We start from the raw sequence: 20300 nt of genomic DNA, 5'->3' as shown, positions 1-20300 counted from the left end.
CTTGTTTCCAACTCGTCTCCGCTGCCTGCTTTTCGCGAAGTTTGGTTAGCTACTCGCTTAAGTCGTTCTCTTTTGTAAATCAAAATCCACGTACTGCTCATGAGAAACGTGCATGATTGTCTTCGTAGCATTTATGGAAACATGCATAGCTTCGAAAGACCCGTAATCTTAGCCTAGGAGAGTTGATTTACAGCAAGTGAGCCCTCTACGTGAGCAGCCCACCAAACTTAGGCCAACCTGCCTTACATCAGCGGGGCGGGATCCAAGGACGGATCCCGCGCCAACTGAGACACGGATGTCGAATTTGGCGGAACCCCGCCCGCTTGCATTAGCAGGTTTGCCTTTAGTTTGGTCTGCGAGCGTGGGGGCGGAGCGGCTGTAACCCAACTCTCATACACTGATCACCAGTTCTTGTTTATCAAAAGGTAGAAACTCTCCCTGCGGGATTGGACGCCCCTGAATCTCTAAAGCTTTTAGATAGCCCTTGATGACTTCTTTTGCATTAGTTAGCGCCTCTTCGATAGTATCTCCTTCAGTAATACATCCAGGCAAGGCCGGGACTGTCACAGTGAAACCACCGTCTTCTTCGTTGAAATCTAAAACAATTTTGAATCTATTGCTCATCTGAATCCCTCCATTAGTTTGCATTGTTAATAGCCAAAGGTTTCCTTTTTTGAATTATTATATCATGAACAATAAACTAGGTGAAAACGTAAATTATACCTTGTAGTTAACCTTACTTGGTCTGCGAATCCAGGATGGATAAGATCTGACTGACTTCCATGAAAGGAGCGAAGAATAATGAATCATAATCTCATAGCCCATAGTGCAACCGTGCCCTTAACCACAACCGTCGGGCCGTTTTGTGTGATCGGAGAAAATGTTGTGCTTGGGGAAAATGTCATCTTGGGAGTTGGGTGTGTCCTTGGCGACGGAGCAAGAGTCGGGGACGGGGTTGAGCTGGGTAATTATGTGAGTATTGGTCGAGGTGCAGTAATAGGACAGCGAACTCGCATAGGAGATCATACCACCATTTATCCGCAAACTATTCTTGGGGAAGATGGGTTTATCGGCAGCAATTCTTCAATCGGACGTTTGCCGAAGGCTTCGGCAACGAGTACCGTTAAAGCACAAGCGGACATGCCCTCTCTTCAGATGGGTAATGGATTTACGATAGGATGTTCTGCCGTTCTTTATGCCGGCACCAACTATGCTGATAAGGCCTTTGTCGGAGATGGAGCAGTCGTTCGTGAGAGATGTTCAATTGGGCAGAACGTGGTTATCGGAAGCGGAGTAGTAGTAGAAAATGACACTAAGATTGGCGAATTCACTAAGATACAGACAGGTTCATATATAACTGCCTATATGGAAATCGAAGAACGAGTGTTTATAGCTCCCATGGTTACGACAACAAATGACAATTACATGGGACGAACAGAAAAACGCTTTAAAGAAATCAAAGGCCCCACCATTCAGCGAGGAGCCCGTGTTGGCGGAGGCTCGATCCTTTTGCCAGGCGTGAAGGTAGCCCCGGAAACCTTTGTAGCTGCAGGGGCTTTGGTTAGCAAAGATACCACGGAAAAGCGAGTTATCAAAGGGTTCCCCGCCAAAGATCTTCGAGCAGTTCCAGAAGAGGAGCTACTATAGCGCCCCGGGCGACCAGAAATTGAGGGGACAATTACTAAGTGAACATTAGTGAAGTTCACAGTAAAGCGAGTGCAGATGTTGAAGACTTCAACATCCAACAAGCAAGTGAAACGTAAGGTGTGTGAATGTACAATGGCCCTTTATTTGCAAAGACCTCAAAGACCAACAAAATGAACCCACAAACTGTTTCTAGTGCCGTGGGCTGAATATAGAAGAGAAAGGGAAGATTATAATGAAAATTCCTCTTTTAGATCTTAAGGCTCAGTATTTGACGATAAAGGATGAGATCAATCAAGCCATTACGGATGTGCTGGATTCGTCGGTATATATTCTGGGGCCGCAGATGAAGGCTTTGGAAAAAGAAATTGCGGCTTTCTGCGGCACGGAGGAAGCTGTCGCAGTTGCTAACGGTACAGATGCTTTAGTGCTGACTCTTAAAGCCTTTGGCATCGGACCTGGAGACGAAGTAATTACTACTCCGTTCACATTCTTTGCCTCTGCAGAAACGATTGCTCAGGTTGGTGCGACCCCTGTATTCGTTGATATTGACCCGGTGACACTTAACATGGACTTAACTCAATTAGAGAAGAAAATAACCTCTCGGACAAAGGCCATTATCCCTGTACATATTTTTGGTCAGATGCTGGATGTGGAGAGAGTTATGGAAATCGCCGCACGCCACGACCTGAAGGTCATTGAAGATGCTGCTCAAGCTATTGGAGCAGAATACAAAAGTAAAAAAGCTGGCTCAATTGGACATGCTGCAACGTTTAGTTTTTTCCCCACCAAAAATTTAGGGGCTTATGGGGATGCAGGCATGATCGTCACTAACGACAAGCATTTGGCCTCAGAATTGCGTATGCTGCGATTTCACGGGTGCCAAGTAAAATATTATCATGATAAGATCGGCTATAACAGCCGTCTTGACGAGCTTCAAGCTGCCATCTTACGGGTTAAGTTACGCTATTTAAATGGATGGAATGAAGGTCGTCGGGAAAAGGCGGCAGTTTATGACGAACTATTAGGGCAACTGCCACTCACTCTGCCTGGCCGGGATCCGGCGGGCACCCCGATATATCATCTCTATGTCTTACGGTCGGATCGTCGCCAGGAACTGATGGAGGCGCTGAAACAAGCGGATATCGCCTGTGCAATCTATTATCCGGTTCCGTTGCATTTACAGAAGGCTTTTCATGATTTGGGGTATAAAGAGGGCTCCTTCCCAATCACGGAGAAAGCATGTAAGGAAGCCCTGGCAATTCCTTGCTATCCCGAACTTTCAAGAACGGAGCAAGAAGAAATTGTCCGCGTGATCGAAGGAGTATACCGTGGAAAATAGCGTTAGGAAGCTAGGACCGTTGCGCAGAGGGAATCTTGTTCTAATCGGCCTGTTTCTATTTGTGCTCTTGGGTATTTTTTCAGGGTATAAACAGGTAAAAGGGCCGTTTACAGAAACCGAAATCCAGGAAGCACAGAGTGGGGCTACCCGTTTTCTTAACGGAGAATTGGAGATCGGTCAAGGTCAACTTATTGATATAAAGCATTACTTCTTTGTTGGAACGGTTTATGAAGTAGAAACAGCTCAAGGCAGAAAGAACCTAATATCCTTTGTTACCCCGCAGGACAAACCAAGCCCAGGTCAAAAGGTTGAATGGGTTGGGGTGGACAATTATGTCTCATACGTGACGACGGTCTTTCCAGAGGAAAGGATCATGGATGGAGAAATCAATTCTTTAGAGAGAATTTCTCCAAAGAACAATGATCAATTCTATTGTGTTGTATACTCCTTTAAAGAGGACACAGTTCAACGCTTTATTGTTGATGCTGCTAAACTAGCAACTCTTAAAACCTTGAACAGTGTTCAGGTAACGTATCACTCACCGGGGGATAGTATTGTCGAACTAGTCCCTAATACCCAAAAAGTAGCTACGGGCTATATCACTGATCTTTGGTTAACCACCATGATCAAAGGGTTAGAATTGGAAAGGGATTTTGACTTCGAAAAATATCCCTACTATATCACTCTGGCGCCAAGGCCGAATGCCAAATATACTTGGACATTTTATCTGACAAAAGAGCAGAGAGATCTGCTGAAAAACGGGAATGTTTTAGAGGTAAAGTATTCTTCCATATTCCCGTCAAGTATAGTGGTCACACGGGAGACTGTGGATCCCGATGTCTTGTGGGGTAATCCTGATAATGGTGAAAAACCATGAGTTTTGTTCGAAACAGTTTTTTGACCCTGTTTGGAACCCTGGGACGCGTTGTTTTTTCCATGGTAACTCAAATCATTATCTCTCGCGTACTGGGACCCGTGGGAAAGGGCTTGTATTCCTTTCTTGTCCAGATCCCCACGGTATTGGTACCGCTGTGCAGTTTAGGATTGAATTATGCCAATACATACTACGTTGCACGAAACCCCGAAGATGGGAAAAAGGCCGTGGGAAGTTCCCTGGGTATGGCTGCCTTTTTGGGCGGTTTTATGGTTGTATGTGTAGGTATTGCTTATCATTTTTTAAAAGATGGGTACATGCAGGCAGTAACGCCCCTCCAATTGGGATTGATTCTGCTGGCAATTCCTTTCGGACTGCTTAATCTGTATTGGTTGAGTGTGTTATGGGGATTGGACTCAATAGGCAAGTACAACTTGGCCTTACTGGTTCAGTTCGTTGTCCTCTCCGCAGGAGTTTCGGCAGCAGCTGCCTTGGATCATTTGACGGTGACCACTGGGTTTGGGATATGGGTGGCAGGAAATATTTTGACAACCCTGTATATGCTGCCAGAAATGGCGAAGATTGTCCGCTGGCGTTTCCACGTCTTTAGCCTGTCGTACATAAGGCAAACTCTCAGCTATGGGGCTAAGTCCTACTTAGCTAACGTCATGATGGTCATAAACTATCGACTTGACCTCTTCATAATCGCCGGATTTTTGCCCTTATCTGAAGTTGGTCTTTACGCCACTGCTGTCACCCTCGCCGAAATGGTCGGATACTTGGGCAATGCGGTCAATACGGCTCTCATTCCAAAACTTGCTTCGGAGAAAGACAGCCTTACCTTCTCTATGACTCCGAAAGTCACGCGCCTAACCATAATGCTGACCTTTCTTGCCGCGCTCGGAATGGCTATAATCGCTTACCCGCTGATTCTCCTCTTCTTTGGGGCTCGCTTTAGTGGAGCTTTCTACCCTTTGCTGGTATTATTGCCTGGGATTGTGGCCCTTGGTGGATCCGTAGTGCTTTCGGGGGATTTAATGGCCCGAGGAAAGCCGATTTACTCAAGTATCTCTTCCGGGATCACGGTCGTACTAACCCTGATCCTTGATTTTACGCTCATCCCGCTTTGGGGTATTATGGGAGCCTCCATGGCCTCGAGTTTAGTTTACATATCACTTTTTACCCTGAACTATGTTTTTTACCGCCGTGAAAGCGGCGAAAAGTTTAAAACCGTTTTTATTTTTACGCGGGAGGACATAAGAGAGATGACGTTGTTTATTAAGCAGGTGAGCACTAAATGGATCTCGAGGAGAAAGGAGATGCAAGATGGAAAAAAATAATCTGAGTGAAAACCGTTTGCTCCTGATTCTTGAAGTCTTTGTAACCATTTTATGGCTTTATATGATCCTTCGCTGGGTCTATTATCCGTCGACTTTAATAACCTTGGGTTATCTGTGGGGGATTGTTTGGGTTGCCGTAAAACGTCCCAGGTGGTTGCCGGCAGTCCTTATCGTCACATTTCCCCTTGAGGTTTCGAAAATGTTCATACCGGCTTACAGCTTACCAGAGCGATTAGCTGGTTTTAATGTTTCAATCTTAGATTTTTTTCGTCTTACACAACTGGCCTTAGGCCTGCGTTGGTTATGTGATCTTTGGCAGACTCATAAAGACCATCGGGCACACATAGCCGATAAATTTAAGATTTGGAAACGTATAAAGACAGATGCTCTTTTATGGCTCCCAATCGCGCTTTTAGGAGTTTACTTGCTTTCAACGGCCTTTTCTATTGCGCCGGCACATTCGTTTGCAGAAACCGTGCGCTTGCTTTCCTTGATTATCACCCTTTACCTTGTCATAGCCTACGTCGAAGACGAAAAGGATTTGCAGCGCTTAGGCTATACGCTGATTGCAGCTGGAGCGGTTCTGGGTTTAATTGCCATTGTGCAGTATCTAACAGAGTGGTTTTTCATCCCGACCTCGGCTGTCGTCATTAATCGCCGCTCTAACGCCACCTTTGCCGATGCCAATATCTTTGCCCGTTTTCTTGTTATCACGTTCTTGTTCTCCGTGGCTGAGCTCGAGCGACGCACATCATGGTCATCCCGTGTTATACCGCTCGTCGCCATTTTGCTTCAGGGTGCCGGTTTGGGAATCACCGGATCACGAGGCGGGATTTTGGCTCTGGGTGTTTCGGCGATCATTTTCGTGATTCTTATTCCCCGACGCAAATTGACACTCTATGCCATGGTGCTAATGATTTTTGCCATTATTGCGGCAGCTTTTTTGAATCCGGCGATCATGGCACGGATAGAGAGTTTGCGATCGGGTTTATTGAGTGCCTCCGGAGGGATTCGAGAGTATTTGTGGCGGTCCGGAATGGCCATGGTGAGGGATCACCCGGTGGTGGGCATTGGAGTGGGGGCCTTTGGAGTAGCCTTTACAACGATCTATCCTTACTTCAATCCCTACTCTACTTTTTATGTTTCTCTGTCGCATACGGCGATCCTTACCGTATTGGCGGAAACTGGGATTATCGGTTTTGCCGTTCTTTATTTTCTTTTTGGTAAGACACTCCAGAGAGGGTGGGACATTTCCCGTACAATCCGTCATGAACGTCTGCGGTTTTTGAATGCCAGCATAGTAGCAGGAGTAATAGCAATTTTTATCAGTGCTCAAGGAGAAGGACGATTATATGAAGAACCGTTGCTTTGGATCCTTTGGGCAATGTTAGTCTCAGTTTCTCAGTTAGCCAACCAACAGATAAGAAAGGAATAAGGAAACTATGAAAATTGCAACGGTCGTAGGAGCAAGGCCCCAGTTTATTAAGGCGGCTTCAGTCTCCCGTGTTTTAAGAAGGGACCATCAAGAAATACTAATTCATACCGGACAACATTATGACACTAACATGTCTGATATTTTTTTCGATGAATTGCATATTCCTCGACCGGATTTTCACCTAGGAATCGGTTCTGGTCGACATGGCGCTCAGACTGGGGCAATCCTGGAAAAGGTTGAGGAAGTGCTCATTCAAGAAACTCCTGATGCTCTGTTAGTGTATGGGGATACGAATTCGACATTGGCGGGAGCTTTGGCAGCCTCGAAGCTTCATATCCCAGTGATCCATATCGAAGCGGGACTTCGAAGTTTTAATCGCAGAATGCCAGAAGAGATTAACCGAATTTTAACAGATCATCTTTCCAGTTGGCTTTCCTGTCCGACTGAAACTGCCGTTAGGAACCTTAGCGCTGAGGGGATTACTGAGGGAGTAGCTCAAGACGGAGACGTCATGTACGATGCTTTTCTTTATAACCTTGAGTTGGCCAAGGAAAAATCAAATATTCTCCAGACGCTGGGTTTGGGACCAAAATCATATATTCTCTGTACAATACATCGCGCTGAAAACACGGACGATCCAGCACGTTTAACTCAAATATTAAAAGCATTATCCAAGATTTCACTGCCTGTGGTCCTTCCGTTACACCCTCGAACCCGTAAGATAGTGCATGAATTGGGTTTAACCTCACTGCTTGATCGAATCAACGTAATTGAGCCGGTTGGTTATCTTGATATGATTACACTTGAAGCGCATACTTTAAAACTGGTCACGGATTCAGGCGGAGTCCAAAAAGAAGCTTATTTTGCGGGTGTCCCTTGCATTACGATGAGGGATGAAACAGAGTGGGTCGAAACAGTCGACGTGGGATGGAACCGCTTGACCGGCGCGAATGAAGAGAAAATTCTAGAGGCTGTAGAGATGTTTACTCCTCCTGAAAACCGCCCGAGTATTTTCGGTGATGGCAAGGCCGCAGAACAAATTGTAGCAACGTTTGGAATGAAAAATATTAACCAATACTAAAGTTTGTGACTTTAATTGGCGATAAATAAAGTATTGCTCCAATCTCAGAAAGTTGGATAAGGAAGGTAAATCAATGCGATTTTTAATTTTGACCCAATACTTTCCTCCGGAAACAGGGGCTGCCCAAGTGCGGCTTAAAGAACTGGCAAAAGGATTGCAACGCCAGGGGCATGAGGTTGTCATTGTCACTGCCTTTCCTAATCATCCCTCAGGGGTGATTCCGCCAAAGTATCGAGGATATTGGTCTATGAAAGATGAAGTGGAAGGATTAACGGTCTACCGGACGTGGGTTTACCCCGTACAAAGGGGACATTTTTGGAAACGCCTTTTAAATTATTTTTCATTTACCTTTTCGTCTTTATGGGGAATCCTAAAGGCAGGGCCTTGTGATGTCCTTTTCGTGGAGTCCCCGCCACTATTTCTGGGGATGACCGCTGTGCTCGGAAGCTGGATTAAACGTGCCCGCTTGGTGTTTAATGTTTCAGATCTTTGGCCGGAATCCGCAGTAGCTTTGGGATTGGTTACCAATAAGACGATGATCCGTATGACAGAGGCCTTGGAAACCTGGCTCTACAATCGTTCTTGGAAACTGTCTGCGGTAACGTTAGGAATTCGCGACACTTGGATAAAACGGGGAATACCGCCTGAGAAAATCGCTTTTTTGCCTAACGGAGTAAACCTCGATCTCTTTTGTTCGCTTCCACCAGATCAAGAGTTTAAGGAGAAGCTGGGACTTCAAGATAAATTTGTCTTGGTCTATACCGGGACGATGGGATATGCGCAGGGGTTAGAAAGCGTATTGGAAGCAGCTAACTTATTACGTTCTGAACCACAGTATCATTTTCTCTTTCTAGGGGATGGGACGGAAAAGCCGAGACTTGAGGAAATGGCCAAAGAGATGAAGCTGCCGAATGTGCAATTTCTCGGATTTCAACCGGTTACAGATATGCCGCGCTATTTGTCCTTAGCTGCAGGAAGTATAATTCCCTTAAAGAAGCTAAAACTCTTTGAAGGGGCACGTCCGTCTAAGATGTTTCCGGCTATGGGCTGTGCAGTTCCTGTTATCTATAGTGGAGAAGGGGAAGCCGTAGAGCTGATCAGAGAGGCTGGAGCAGGACTTACCGTTGAACCGGAAAACCCTGTTGAGATGGCCCAAGCCATCCGTTCCCTATACGAGTTAAGTGACCAGGGTAAGTCTATGGGAGAGAACGGCAGGCGCTATGTAGAAGAGCATTATTCTTGGGACAGCATCGTCAGTCAGTGGCTAAAAGAGCTAAAATAGCCGGAGGTTAAGCAGTTTATAAATGAGAGGAAGTGGCTGTGTGAAACGGTGGGGTGATTGGATTATTCCCTTGTTTTTTGCGTTGGTGCCTTGGGATATCAGTAAAGTGCTGTTTCCCCCCTATCAAAGCGGTGCGGATACGCCAACCTCTTTAACCTTTTTGCGCATAGGGATGATTCTCTTGTTAGCTTGGGGAGCAGTGCGTTTTGTTCAATTAGGAATAGGGGAGACCTTAAAGCGTCTTGCTGGGGTTCCATTGATTTGGGCGGTCATTCCCTTGTTTATCGCTGTCCTTGTTTCACTGACCACAAGCTTGCAATCACAAACAACGATTAATGAAGGGGTGCGCCTGCTTCTTCTATTTGCTGTCGGGATAAGCATGGCTTTGGGTGCGGACCGAAAAACAGTCTTTGACCGTGTGTTTAAGGTGATTTTTGCTATGGCGACTCTTACTGCACTCATTGGACTAGCCCAATATTTTAGTGGGAACTGGATTTGGGGCGGAGGTATTAATATCTCCGGAGTACGGAGGGTGAATGCAAGTTTCATTGATCCTAATCTATTTGCACGTTACTTGAATATCTCTATCCTGGGGACTTTACTCCTTCTCGTGCGGCGGGAATGGTTTTTAAATATCGGGACAGCATTGGCACTCCTCATCCAAGTGGCAGCTCTGGGAGTTACGTTTTCGCGAACAGGCTGGTTGACCTTGCTGATAGGAATTGTTATTATAGCCATTAGCTCAGCGAAAAATCGCAGGACGACTTGGAGTATAATGGGGCTTGGAGGGGTGGGGGCAATTGCTCTTTATCTGATCCCAAGTATCCGCATCCGCTTTGAAACACTCTTCACTGGGATGAGCGCTCTCGGACAGCGTGAGCACCTGATCAAGGGCGGTTGGGCCATGTTTATCGAAGACCCCTTGACAGGAGTGGGGTTGGGAAATTTTCAGTGGGCAATAGAACAGCCGTACCATTATCTAGTACCTTGGAGTGATGCAGTCACTCGTTCTCATACCAGTTTAATTACAGTAGCGGCTGAGATGGGCATACTTGGCCTTGTAAGCATGTTTGTTTTTCTTATTATTATAGCGACTATGAATTTGCGTGTGTTGAATCAGATGAATTCTTTTGCACAAGCGATGTTAATCAGTATTTTCGTGGTTTGGCTCAGCTCCCAGGGGGAAGGCAGGTTTTTCGAAGACCCTATGGTTTGGGCTTTCTGGGGATTGAGCCTAGCCATTCAATGGAAACCTTGGGGAGAGGGCTGGGATGGCTAAACTTTGCTTATTGGCCAACGCAGCCAGCACTCATACCGAGAAATGGGCGTTAGCTCTGTCAGAACGAGGGTGGGAGGTAGAAATCCTAAGTTTTCTGTCTGCAGAGCTGCCGAAGATTAAAGTGCATGTCATACCTCGCTTGGCCGGAGATAAGGTGGATGTACTATTGCGTCAGACTTGGGTCAAGGAAAAGGTCGCCGAGATTAAACCGGATCTGATCCATTCACATTATGCGACGAGCTTTGGCTTGCTAGGAGCGTTAACCCGCAGGCATCCTTTGGTTATTTCCGCCTGGGGCAGTGATATTTTTTCTTTTCCCCGAACCTCTTTTTTGCATCGAAGACTGTTAAAATGGATTCTGAGTCGTGCAGATGTGCTATGCTCAAGCAGTGAAATAATGGCCCAGGAGATGCATCGCTATATTGGCTCGGAACAAGCTATAGAAATTATTCCGTTTGGAGTGGATACGACTCGCTTTGCTCCCCCGCAGGGAGAACACGTTTCTTATCCGAAAAGCGGCAGCGGCAGAACAGATAATCTCGTTGTGTTCGGAATTGCCAAAGGCCTGCACTCTGTGTATGGATTAGATCTTTTGATCGAGGCGTTTGCTCAGGTTCATTACAAGTTTCCACAGACTCGTCTGCGGATTGCGGGGGAAGGCCCGCAGCGCGGCCAGCTAGAGGACTTAGCAGAGAAGCTTGGAGTTAGCGCATATATTGAATGGCTGGGGCAACTTCCCAATGCTAACGTTGCTGATTTCTATCAAAGTATTGATATTGTGGTCATTCCTTCCCGTCAAGAGAGCTTCGGCGTAACAGCAGTGGAAGGATCGGCCTGCGCCCGTCCCGTGATTGCCAGCAGGGTCGGCGGATTAACCGAAGTAATTATAGAAGGAGAGACAGGTTTACTTGTTTCTTCAGAAAATATCGCCGAGTTAGGCGAGGCTATGGAACGTCTAATTAAAGATCCTGCCCTGAGAGATAAGTTAGGCCGACAAGGCAGGGCAAATGTGTTAAAGCACTATGATTGGCAAAAAAATGTAACTCAAATGGAAGCCGTGTATCAGCAATTACTCCAAACTAGTCAGAAAGTATAACGTTAATTCTTTATATGCTCGAATTTGAAAGGAGACATAAATCCAATGCGTAAAGAATTTTTAACCTACGGTTTGCCTCTTATTGAAGAGGATGATATTGCAGAAGTTGTGGACAGTCTCAGATCAAATTGGATTACCAAGGGACCCAAAACCCACGAGTTCGAGAAACGCTTTGCTGAGTATATCGGAGTTAAATATGCTATAGCTGTGAACTCCTGCACGGCAGGGTTGCATCTCGCGCTTGTGGCTGCCGGAATCAGTGAAGGGGATGAAGTGATCACAACTCCCATGACCTTTGCTTCCTCTGCAAACGTTATTATTCATACTGGAGCAACACCAGTCTTTGCAGATATCGACCCGGTGACGATGAACATCGATGTCAACGAAGTTCGTAAAAAGATAACTCCGCGTACTAAGGCTATTATTCCGGTTCATCTTGCCGGACATCCGTGTGAAATGGATGAAATTATGGAGCTGGCCAAGGAATATAATCTTTTTGTACTAGAGGATGCAGCCCATGCTGTGTATACTAAGTACAAAGGGAAATTAATCGGTACGATCGGAGATGCAACGGCATTTTCTTTCTACGCCACAAAGAACTTGGCGACTGGAGAAGGGGGTATGGTCACCACGAACGATGAGGCCCTTGCGGATAAAATCAGGATAATGAGTTCACATGGCATGAGCCGAAATGCCTGGAACCGCTATTCGGCGTCAGGTTCCTGGTACTACGAAATTCTCCACCCCGGATACAAATACAATATGACGGATATTCAGGCGGCTCTCGGTCTGTCCCAATTGGCTAAACTCGAGCGCATGCAGGGAGTTCGACTGGAAATAGCCGAGCGATTTAACGAAGCATTCGGCAAGATGCCCGAACTGGAAATTCCACCTGAAAAGGAATATGCCCGCCACGCTTGGCATCTGTATATCCTAAAGCTAAATCTGGAGAAACTATCCATAGACAGAACAGAGTTTATCGAAGAATTGAAAAAGGAACAGATTGGAACGAGTGTGCACTTTATTCCCGTGCCAATGCATCCCTTCTATAGAGATACCTTCGGTTTCCAAAAAGGAGATTTTCCACAGGCGGAAACGACCTTTGAACGTATTATCTCCTTGCCCCTTTATCCGAAGATGAGTAAACAAGATACGGAAGATGTCATTGAAGCTGTCGAGCGAATTGTCGAGGGTTTTCGCAAGTAAGATACGGAAAGGAGACAAACCAATGGGTCAGAGATTGGCGGCATCTGCTGAAAGTAAAGAGTTTATTTATTCTCGTTGGCAACTTGCTCTGAAGCGGCTGCTTGACCTTTTTGTTGCTGCTGTTCTTCTTGTGATCATATCACCGTTGTGGCTTTTTATAGTCCTTTGGATTCGCTTGGATTCTTCGGGCCCGGCCATTTTCACGCAAACACGGGTGGGACTTTGGGGCAAGCCCTATACTATTTATAAGTTCAGAACGATGTCAGCGAATGCGGATGCCTTAATGAAGTCAAAGCTGGAAAAAGTAAAAAATCTAGAGAACTTCGTTTTCCAGGAGAAAAATGATCCCCGGATTACACGGAGCGGGAAGTTTTTGCGTAAAACCAGTTTGGATGAACTCCCTCAGCTCCTGAATATTTTGCTTGGCAATATGAGTCTTGTAGGACCTCGCCCGGAGGTTCCGGATATCGCAAAACACTACACGCCAGAACAACGCCTGCGCCTTAACGTCTTGCCGGGGGTCACTGGATTGGCCCAAGTCAACGGGCGGAGTGAGCTAACCTTGGGAGAAACGCTGGCCTATGATGTAGAATACGTCAGGCGTTGGAATATCTGGTTAGATTTATCGATTTTGTGGAAAACTTTCTCGGTCGTCTTCTCCGGTAAAGGGGCTTACTAATGAATAATGGTTATGATATTTCTTGAATCTATGGTTTTTGGATGAGGCAGGAACTACTTTCTTCCTTGTCGAATAGAAAAAGAATGGTGGAGGAGGTATACACGTGATAAGAGAAAAGATTCTTGACATACTTACCGATATTTGTGGTACGGATGAGATAAAGCGGAACCCAGATCTGGAATTGTTTAAGAATGGATTGCTTGATTCCTTTGGAATCATTGAATTATTTGTGGCCATTCACGAGCAACTCGCCATTGAAGTGGCACCAACAGAAATGGAACGTGAGGAATGGGAGACCGCCAATAAAATCATTGCTTACCTGGAGGAGCGTAAGGGTTGATGATTCGAAGTCGACTAGGGCCAATGCTTATTGCCGTGCTTCTCTTTGCTGTAACAATAGTTTGGATGGGCCCACTGACCCAACAGGTTGTGGGGCTTTTTTGGCTTAAACAAGGCGTTACCCAAACCATCGGCGGCTCGCAAACTCCTGTTAGCTTTCAGGGCACGATCTTGCAGGAAAAAGCCCTGCAATCCCAGGATATTCTCCCTGTTTACGGGTCTTCGGAATTTTCAGCTGTCTCGGAATTCCATCCGTCACTTCTTTTTGAGGGAAAACCCACCGGGTTTGCCCCTTTTCTTGTGGGGAGAGGAGGGACCCAGGACATCATCCATGCTTTAAACATGGCAGCTTTAGGAGAGTCTCTTAGGGGTAAAAAAATTGCCGTTATACTTTCGGCGCAGTGGTTTACTCCAGAAGGAATCAGTCCCGCGTATTTTAAACAGAATTTTTCCCCTCTCCACGCCTATCGAATGGTTTTTAACTCCTCTTTATCTGCAGAGACTAAAACTTCATTAATAAACCGCCTCTTAGACTTTCCTGAAGCCTTTGAGGAGCAACCCACTCTCCATGCGTTTCTAAAGCAGCACTTGCTTACAAGCCAAAAACCAAGCTTTGGGAGTCTGAGATTAGCAGTTCGGGGAAGAGTTGAAATGGCCGCGCTCGAAGCTCAAGACGCGTTAAAAACCATTGCCTACGCCCGGCTAATCAACCCAAAAAGTGTTTCAATAAATGCTGCTGTAACGGCGCCGCCTCTTGCCTCATGGCAGGAATTAAAAGAGAAGGCCACCAGGCAGGGTGAAAAAATGACCCAAAATAATCGATTTGGCATCTTGGATCAGTACTATTCAGAGAATATACAACCTAAGCTCGCGGAGAATAGGAATTCATCGTCCCATTCAGAACTATATCCGTCTCCTGAATATCAGGATCTGGAATTAGTGTTAAATTTACTCCAAGAGACTAAGGCTCAACCAATGTTTATTATAGTGCCGGTCAATGGAACTTGGTATGATTATACAGGTTTTTCGATAGAGGAACGAAAGGCGTATTATTTACGAGCTGAGAAGATGATCAAGGACAGAGGATTTGTGGTTGCAAATTTCGGGAATCACGAATATGATTCTTACTTCTTGCAGGACACGATGCACTTGGGCTGGAAAGGGTGGGTGAACATCGATGAAATATTGGACGGATTTTATCACGAAGGGGAAGGGACCTAAGGAATGGAATCCCACCTTAATATGGTGTGGTCGAGTTGCCTATTACTACCTCATCCTGATGGGTTTGTTTATTCTTTATTTAGTGCAAAAGCAACAAACTACAGTTCCGTTTATTTACAATAACTTTTAGGCGAATGGGGAATGTGTTTCATGCTTAGTCAAAAAATCCATGATTGGTCCATAAGATGTCCGGAGCGGGTGGCACATCGACATGGCAATTCAGTTTTAACCTATGCTTCTTTAGAAAGCAGATCTAATTCTGTTGCAGTATGGCTTCATGAACTGAATTTAACTGAGGAAATAACTCGTCAAACCCCGGTTATCGTGTACGGGCATAAAGAAAATGAGATGCTGGTATTATTTATGGCTTGCGTCAAAGCAGGCCATCCCTATATTCCTGTGGATTCGTCCGTGCCTGCGGAGCGGCTTTGGCAAATTATTGAGGCTTCTGGTGCAAGGGCAGTCCTTTCTCCTCAAATTGTGCCTAAAGGCAATGCCTCTCACAAAGTTATGATCGAAGAAATGATTTCACTGGACGGGCAGGGCAGTATCCTTAAGGGATATCAATTGGAAGTACCGTCATCCTCTTGGCAGGTGCAACCGGATGAAGTTTACTATATAATCTACACCTCCGGCAGTACAGGAGTACCCAAAGGAGTTCAGATTACCCTGGGGGCCTTAGAGAGTTTTCTCAACTGGGTCAACCCCGCCTTTCAGCCAGAGGAACTGAATGAGGTCTTTCTCAATCAGGCTCCTTTTTCCTTTGACCTTTCAGTGATGGATTTATATATGTCCTTAAGTACAGGAGGGACCCTTTGGAGTGTGGACAAAAACCAAATTGCTAACCCCAAAGAACTTTTTGCCTCCTTGGCTTCTTCGAAAACTAGTTACTGGGTATCAACCCCTTCGTTTGCCGAGGTATGTTTAATGGATCCCAGTTTTAATGATACCCTGCTGCCCCAGGTCAAGCGTTTTCTCTTCTGCGGAGAGATACTTACCCATGATTGTGCAACCAAACTGGCTCAGCGATTTCCGCGAGCTAAGGTGGAAAATCTCTATGGCCCCACCGAAGCCACAGTGGCGGTAACTAATCTGACGATCACCCAAGACATTCTGAACACCTTTAATCCACTTCCGGTAGGAAGCGTTAAACCGGATGCTCTGGTCCTCATCTGTGATACCGATCGACTCACGGCAACGATAGCCGCCGAGAAGGGGCTTTTGCCCCAAAGACCTGAGACCCTGTCAGAGGGAGAGGCAGGGGAACTGATTATTGCAGGCCCTAATGTGAGTGTGGGCTACCTTAACAATTCAGAGCAAACTGCCAAGGCTTTTTTTAGCTGGCAAGAACAAGGCGTAACTTGGAATGCTTACCGAACGGGAGATTCTGGGCTGTTTAAAGAGGGCTTCCTCTTTTACCAAGGCAGGTTAGATTTCCAGGTTAAACTCCATGGTTACCGGATCGAATTAGGAGAAATCGAGGAAAATCTCAGGCGACTAGCGATGGTTGAGAATGCCGTAGTTTTACCCATTGAACGACGTGGTAAAGTGGAATATTTACAGGCCTTTATTACAGTGAGTAAGCCTGTGGAAGACGAATTCAAGGCGACTCTTGCTCTGAAGGAAGATTTGCGCAGACACTTGCCCGAATATATGATCCCGCGCCGGTTTAAATTCCTCGAGAAAATGCCCATGACACCGAATGGTAAGGCAGACCGGCGTGCTTTGCTGGGAGGTCAATAATGACGCCTTTTGAGGACTTTTCCTTTTTCATCTATTTGCTTATCCCAATGCTGCCGGCAGTTTTGCTTGGGATTCTTGGAGTATCCGGTAAAGTACGAGCTGCCTGGGTCTTACTTTCTACGTTGGGTATGCTTCTGCTCATTGGACAACCGCTGAGCGTGCTCTATCAGATTGTAGTTTATCTTTTGTTCCAATGGATTATAGTGCGGCTTTACTTGTCCTATCGACTGAGTGCACTGGGAAAAAATCGCGCCGGTGTCTTTTATCTGGTAATTTTCTTAGCGATTCTGCCCTTAGTGGTCGTAAAAATTAACCCAAGCTTTATAGCGTTGGGCTTTTGGCAAACTGTGATCGGGTTTATAGGGATTTCCTATTTAACTTTCCGTACGGCAGGGATCATTATAGAAATTCGCGATGGGTTGATTAAAGAGGTTCGGTTAGTGGATTTCATCAGCTTTGTCCTCTTTTTCCCGACGATTGCCTCCGGTCCGATTGACCGCTACCGACGCTTTGTTACGGATCTCTATAAACCCCTTACCCGGCACGATTATGGAGAGCTGGCCATCCAGGGAATGGACTATATTTTCCGAGGCTTTCTGTATAAGTTTATTATCGCCTATCTTATCAATAAGTATTGGCTTGAGCCGTTGAACCATACCTTTGGATTCCTGCCAACCCTTAAATACATGTACGTTTACGGCTTTTATCTCTTCTTTAATTTTGCAGGGTACAGCGCCTTTGCCATCGGAGTCAGTTATCTGATGGGTATTAAGACCCCCATCAACTTTGATAAACCATTTATGTCTAAAAATATCAAAGATTTTTGGAACCGCTGGCATATTTCGCTGTCATTTTGGTTTAGAGATTACATCTACATGCGTTTTGTCCTTGATTCAGCTAAGAAAAAGCGCTTTAAAAATCGTTATACGGCTTCCTATGTAGGTTATCTCTTCCTTTTTGGCATTATGGGAGTATGGCACGGAACCCAACTCCAGTATGTCTTGTATGGGCTCTATCATGCGGGACTGATGATTGGCTTTGACTTTCTGGACCGCAAGAACAAAACCTGGAAGTATTGGGGGACAGGACCGATCTGGGATCTGTCAGCGATATTGGTTACCTTTCATTTTGTGATGTTTGGTTTTCTGATCTTTTCCGGCCGCCTGGTATAAATGGTGGCGATCAATTTCATCTTGTATGCTCTCGGCCCCGCTAGGTCTACTGTATCAGTTAGATTTAGGGGGCTTTTTTACTATTTTCTCCACTAGTCAGACTAAGTTTTCTATAAGCAACCGACTAACAGTTTTTGGGCAGGAATCCTCTCCTTTGGTGTCGAATAATAAATGGAATATTGTCTTGGACACATTTAGAGAGGGGTAGTAGGAGTATGAGAGTACAACGCTTCAAGAAGGTCATGGCATTACTTATCGTCGGGCTCATTATGATGCAGATGGTCCCAGCTAGACCGGTCATGGCAGCCGTAGATCAGAAGGCCTATTATAATGAGATTGGTGAAAAGTTAGAGGATATGGCCAATAAATATAATATTCCGCCTGTACTCCTCAAAGCAGTTGCTTGGATGGAGAGTGGTTGGAAGCAATGGGAAATGGATACTGCGACGGGAAAGCCTATTACCGATAAAGCGTTAATAGGACGTGACGGAATAGGAATAGGGATCATGCAAGTTTCTTCATACGATCCCAAGGATACAGTGACGATGGACAGACTAAAAAATGATATCGACTATAATATTGAAATTGGTTGTCAGATGCTCAACCAAAAATGGCGGGCTTACCCCAAGATTGGTGACGGGGACCGTAATGTTTTAGAAAACTGGTATTTTGCCATCTGGGGTTACAATAGTTGGGCAACAAGAAATAATCCAAATTGCTTAACAGGTAAAACTGCTTATCAGGATTCAGTGTTTAGTCTGATGGGTCAAAAGTACAATAGTGCAATTACCTTTGCTCCGGGAGCCACAAAATTCCCGAAGGAACTCTTACCTCCGGTAAATCCTCCTTACTTATCCAGTCGTTGGAGTACCCCGGCCTCGATTCATTTAGGAGATTTAGAGATTGATGAAGACAGCTTGGTTGATTCCGGTGGAGGAATCGGTGCAGATTCCGCCAATGGTGATTACTGGTACAACTATGCCCGTTGGAGTTCGTATTATGCTTTAGGATTTTACGTTACTGCCTATAAGAGTCCATCGGTTACTGATAAAGAGGTTGTCGAAAAGAAAATTCTTAACACCTATGGCAAACTATTAACGGAAGCAGATATTTTGATGCTTGAAAAGAACGACACTTCCTATGCCAGTGCGGCTAAATACTACTGGACAATCTTGCAGGGACCAAACCTGGATGCTTCCATCCAGAAACGTGCGCAAACAGGTCATCTCAGTGCCTTAAACAAGCTCTTGGCTGAAGCTGATAAATTGGCGCTTGCAGACAGCATCAGTTACGCGACCGCTGCCCAGGACTATGGAATAATATTACAGGGGTCGAATTTAGATGCCAGCCTTGAAGAACGTGCTAAAAATGGCCTTCAAAACACCTATACTAAACTCTTGACTGAAGCAGATAAATTAGCCCTGGAAGGGACAGCCTCCTCGAATGAGACTGCGGCAAAATACTATTTGACGGTTGTGCAGGGACAAGTCCTGGATGCCAGCCTCACAGAACACGCTAGAGTTGGGTACGAAAAAATTAAGGGATCTAACCCTTTGCCAACTCCTAACCCGTTACCAACGCCAACGCCAACGCCAACTCCGACTCCGACTCCAAACCCCGACCCCAAGGAGTTAAGCATCGAGCGGCTCTATGGAACGAGGGCGGAAGACACGGCGATCAAAATATCCCAAGCAGGCTGGGCAAACAATTCTGCCCCAGTCGTGCTCCTTGCACGAGTAGACCGCTTCCAAGATGCCTTAGCAGCAGCCCCTTTGGCAAAGAAGCTTAAGGCACCCTTACTTTTAACGTCACCTTATCAGTTAGACAAAGAGGTTTTACAAGAGATAAAACGTCTGTCCTCTGAGGCTAAAGTCTATGTCATTGGTGGTGAGGGAGCGATACTGAAGCCAGTTACAAACGTCCTTGTAGAAGAGGGTTTATCCTTTGAACGAATCTTCGGAGAGTCAGCAGCAGATACAGCCGCCGCTATTGCCAGGAAGATTGGACCCAGTTCACAGGTGATCTTAGCTTCCAGTACCAGCTTTCCAGATGCTCTCTCAGCTTCTGCTCCGGCAGCGGCTTTAGGGATTCCAATTCTTCTAACAGAGCAAAACAAATTGCCCGTTGCCACTAAGCAAATACTAAAAGACTTCGGGGTGACAAAGACCATCATCGTAGGAGGGAAATTTGCGGTATCCACTGCGTTTGATGCCAAAGGAGGTCCCTTAGAATCCTATGGTCCTTTGCGCTTGGCTGGGAATACAAAATATGATACGATGTTACAAATTGTGAAACATTTTAACCAAAATCCTGAATCGATCGTCATAGCCACAGGGGAGACCTTCCCAGATGGCTTATCCGGAGGTGCTTTTGCAGCGTTGACTGGAAGCCCAATGATTCTCGTCCCCAAAGGAGATCTAAATTCGGATACCAGTACTTACTTAAAGGGATTGTGCGGGAAGACCAAAACAGCTTATATTTTGGGTGGGACCGGGGTAATCCCAAGCACAAATGAAAAAACAATGGGGAGTCTCTTGACTTCTCAATGATCCTAAATCGGCAGAGGA

General features: G+C 45.7%; 18 protein-coding genes. 17 read left to right on the top strand and 1 reads right to left on the bottom strand.

Annotated features, from left to right (window positions below):
- Positions 1 to 390 precede the first annotated feature (390 nt).
- Positions 391 to 624 (bottom strand): type II toxin-antitoxin system HicB family antitoxin, encoded by a 234-nt coding sequence (locus tag M8E35_RS18045; protein ID WP_252470901.1) that lies wholly within the window; start codon positions 622 to 624, stop codon positions 391 to 393.
- Between the two features lie 177 nt (positions 625 to 801).
- On the opposite strand from M8E35_RS18045, the gene M8E35_RS18040 reads away from it, so the two are divergent.
- From M8E35_RS18040 to M8E35_RS17965, 17 genes are all read left to right on the top strand, one after another.
- Positions 802 to 1647 carry an N-acetyltransferase gene (locus tag M8E35_RS18040; RefSeq protein ID WP_252470899.1) on the top strand — a complete coding sequence of 282 codons (846 nt, stop codon included), beginning with the start codon at positions 802 to 804 and terminating at the stop codon, positions 1645 to 1647.
- 232 nt (positions 1648 to 1879) lie between these two features.
- Positions 1880 to 2986, top strand: a complete 1107-nt coding sequence (locus M8E35_RS18035; protein ID WP_252470897.1) for a DegT/DnrJ/EryC1/StrS family aminotransferase — start codon at positions 1880 to 1882, stop codon at positions 2984 to 2986.
- On the top strand, positions 2976 to 3863 hold the full coding sequence (locus tag M8E35_RS18030) for a hypothetical protein (RefSeq protein ID WP_252470895.1): 888 nt from the start codon (positions 2976 to 2978) through the stop codon (positions 3861 to 3863). Before M8E35_RS18035 ends, M8E35_RS18030 begins: the two co-directional genes overlap by 11 nt.
- Positions 3860 to 5200 carry a flippase gene (locus M8E35_RS18025; protein ID WP_252470893.1) on the top strand — a complete coding sequence of 447 codons (1341 nt, stop codon included), beginning with the start codon at positions 3860 to 3862 and terminating at the stop codon, positions 5198 to 5200. Before M8E35_RS18030 ends, M8E35_RS18025 begins: the two co-directional genes overlap by 4 nt.
- Positions 5187 to 6635 (top strand): O-antigen ligase family protein, encoded by a 1449-nt coding sequence (locus tag M8E35_RS18020; RefSeq protein WP_252470891.1) that lies wholly within the window; start codon positions 5187 to 5189, stop codon positions 6633 to 6635. Before M8E35_RS18025 ends, M8E35_RS18020 begins: the two co-directional genes overlap by 14 nt.
- A 7-nt stretch (positions 6636 to 6642) precedes the next feature.
- Positions 6643 to 7716: a non-hydrolyzing UDP-N-acetylglucosamine 2-epimerase gene (gene wecB, locus M8E35_RS18015; RefSeq protein WP_252470889.1), complete on the top strand. Its 1074-nt coding sequence runs from the start codon at positions 6643 to 6645 to the stop codon at positions 7714 to 7716.
- A 73-nt stretch (positions 7717 to 7789) separates the two neighbouring features.
- Complete coding sequence (locus M8E35_RS18010; RefSeq protein ID WP_252470887.1) at positions 7790 to 8998, top strand: glycosyltransferase family 4 protein; 1209 nt, start codon at positions 7790 to 7792, stop codon at positions 8996 to 8998.
- Positions 8999 to 9038: 40 nt separating this feature from the next.
- The gene (locus M8E35_RS18005; RefSeq protein ID WP_252470885.1) at positions 9039 to 10277 is read left to right on the top strand and encodes an O-antigen ligase family protein; all 1239 of its coding nucleotides are present in this window, start codon (positions 9039 to 9041) and stop codon (positions 10275 to 10277) included.
- Positions 10270 to 11373, top strand: coding sequence for a glycosyltransferase (locus M8E35_RS18000; protein ID WP_252470884.1), 1104 nt, complete (start codon positions 10270 to 10272; stop codon positions 11371 to 11373). Before M8E35_RS18005 ends, M8E35_RS18000 begins: the two co-directional genes overlap by 8 nt.
- A 45-nt stretch (positions 11374 to 11418) precedes the next feature.
- Complete coding sequence (gene pseC / locus M8E35_RS17995) at positions 11419 to 12579, top strand: UDP-4-amino-4,6-dideoxy-N-acetyl-beta-L-altrosamine transaminase (RefSeq protein WP_252470882.1); 1161 nt, start codon at positions 11419 to 11421, stop codon at positions 12577 to 12579.
- Positions 12580 to 12601: 22 nt separating this feature from the next.
- Positions 12602 to 13258: a sugar transferase gene (locus M8E35_RS17990; protein ID WP_252470880.1), complete on the top strand. Its 657-nt coding sequence runs from the start codon at positions 12602 to 12604 to the stop codon at positions 13256 to 13258.
- Between the two features lie 103 nt (positions 13259 to 13361).
- The gene (gene dltC / locus M8E35_RS17985) at positions 13362 to 13598 is read left to right on the top strand and encodes a D-alanine--poly(phosphoribitol) ligase subunit DltC (RefSeq protein ID WP_252470878.1); all 237 of its coding nucleotides are present in this window, start codon (positions 13362 to 13364) and stop codon (positions 13596 to 13598) included.
- Positions 13598 to 14818: a D-alanyl-lipoteichoic acid biosynthesis protein DltD gene (gene dltD / locus M8E35_RS17980; protein ID WP_252470876.1), complete on the top strand. Its 1221-nt coding sequence runs from the start codon at positions 13598 to 13600 to the stop codon at positions 14816 to 14818. Before dltC ends, dltD begins: the two co-directional genes overlap by 1 nt.
- Complete coding sequence (locus M8E35_RS27000) at positions 14775 to 14948, top strand: teichoic acid D-Ala incorporation-associated protein DltX (protein WP_366946785.1); 174 nt, start codon at positions 14775 to 14777, stop codon at positions 14946 to 14948. Before dltD ends, M8E35_RS27000 begins: the two co-directional genes overlap by 44 nt.
- A 20-nt stretch (positions 14949 to 14968) precedes the next feature.
- Complete coding sequence (dltA, locus tag M8E35_RS17975) at positions 14969 to 16561, top strand: D-alanine--poly(phosphoribitol) ligase subunit DltA (protein ID WP_252470874.1); 1593 nt, start codon at positions 14969 to 14971, stop codon at positions 16559 to 16561.
- Complete coding sequence (dltB, locus tag M8E35_RS17970; RefSeq protein WP_252470872.1) at positions 16561 to 17733, top strand: D-alanyl-lipoteichoic acid biosynthesis protein DltB; 1173 nt, start codon at positions 16561 to 16563, stop codon at positions 17731 to 17733. The genes dltA and dltB overlap by 1 nt, the downstream gene beginning before the upstream one ends.
- A gap of 215 nt (positions 17734 to 17948) precedes the next feature.
- Entirely contained in the window at positions 17949 to 20282 is a 2334-nt protein-coding gene (locus M8E35_RS17965; protein ID WP_252470870.1) for a cell wall-binding repeat-containing protein, read from the top strand.
- The last annotated feature ends 18 nt before the right edge of the window (positions 20283 to 20300 follow it).

Origin of the sequence: Desulfosporosinus nitroreducens (genome assembly GCF_023897015.1) — a bacterium.
Classification (GTDB): Bacteria; Bacillota; Desulfitobacteriia; order Desulfitobacteriales; family Desulfitobacteriaceae; genus Desulfosporosinus; species Desulfosporosinus nitroreducens.
Note: the sequence above shows the minus strand (reverse complement) of the source record. Positions and strands in the feature narration are given on the sequence as shown.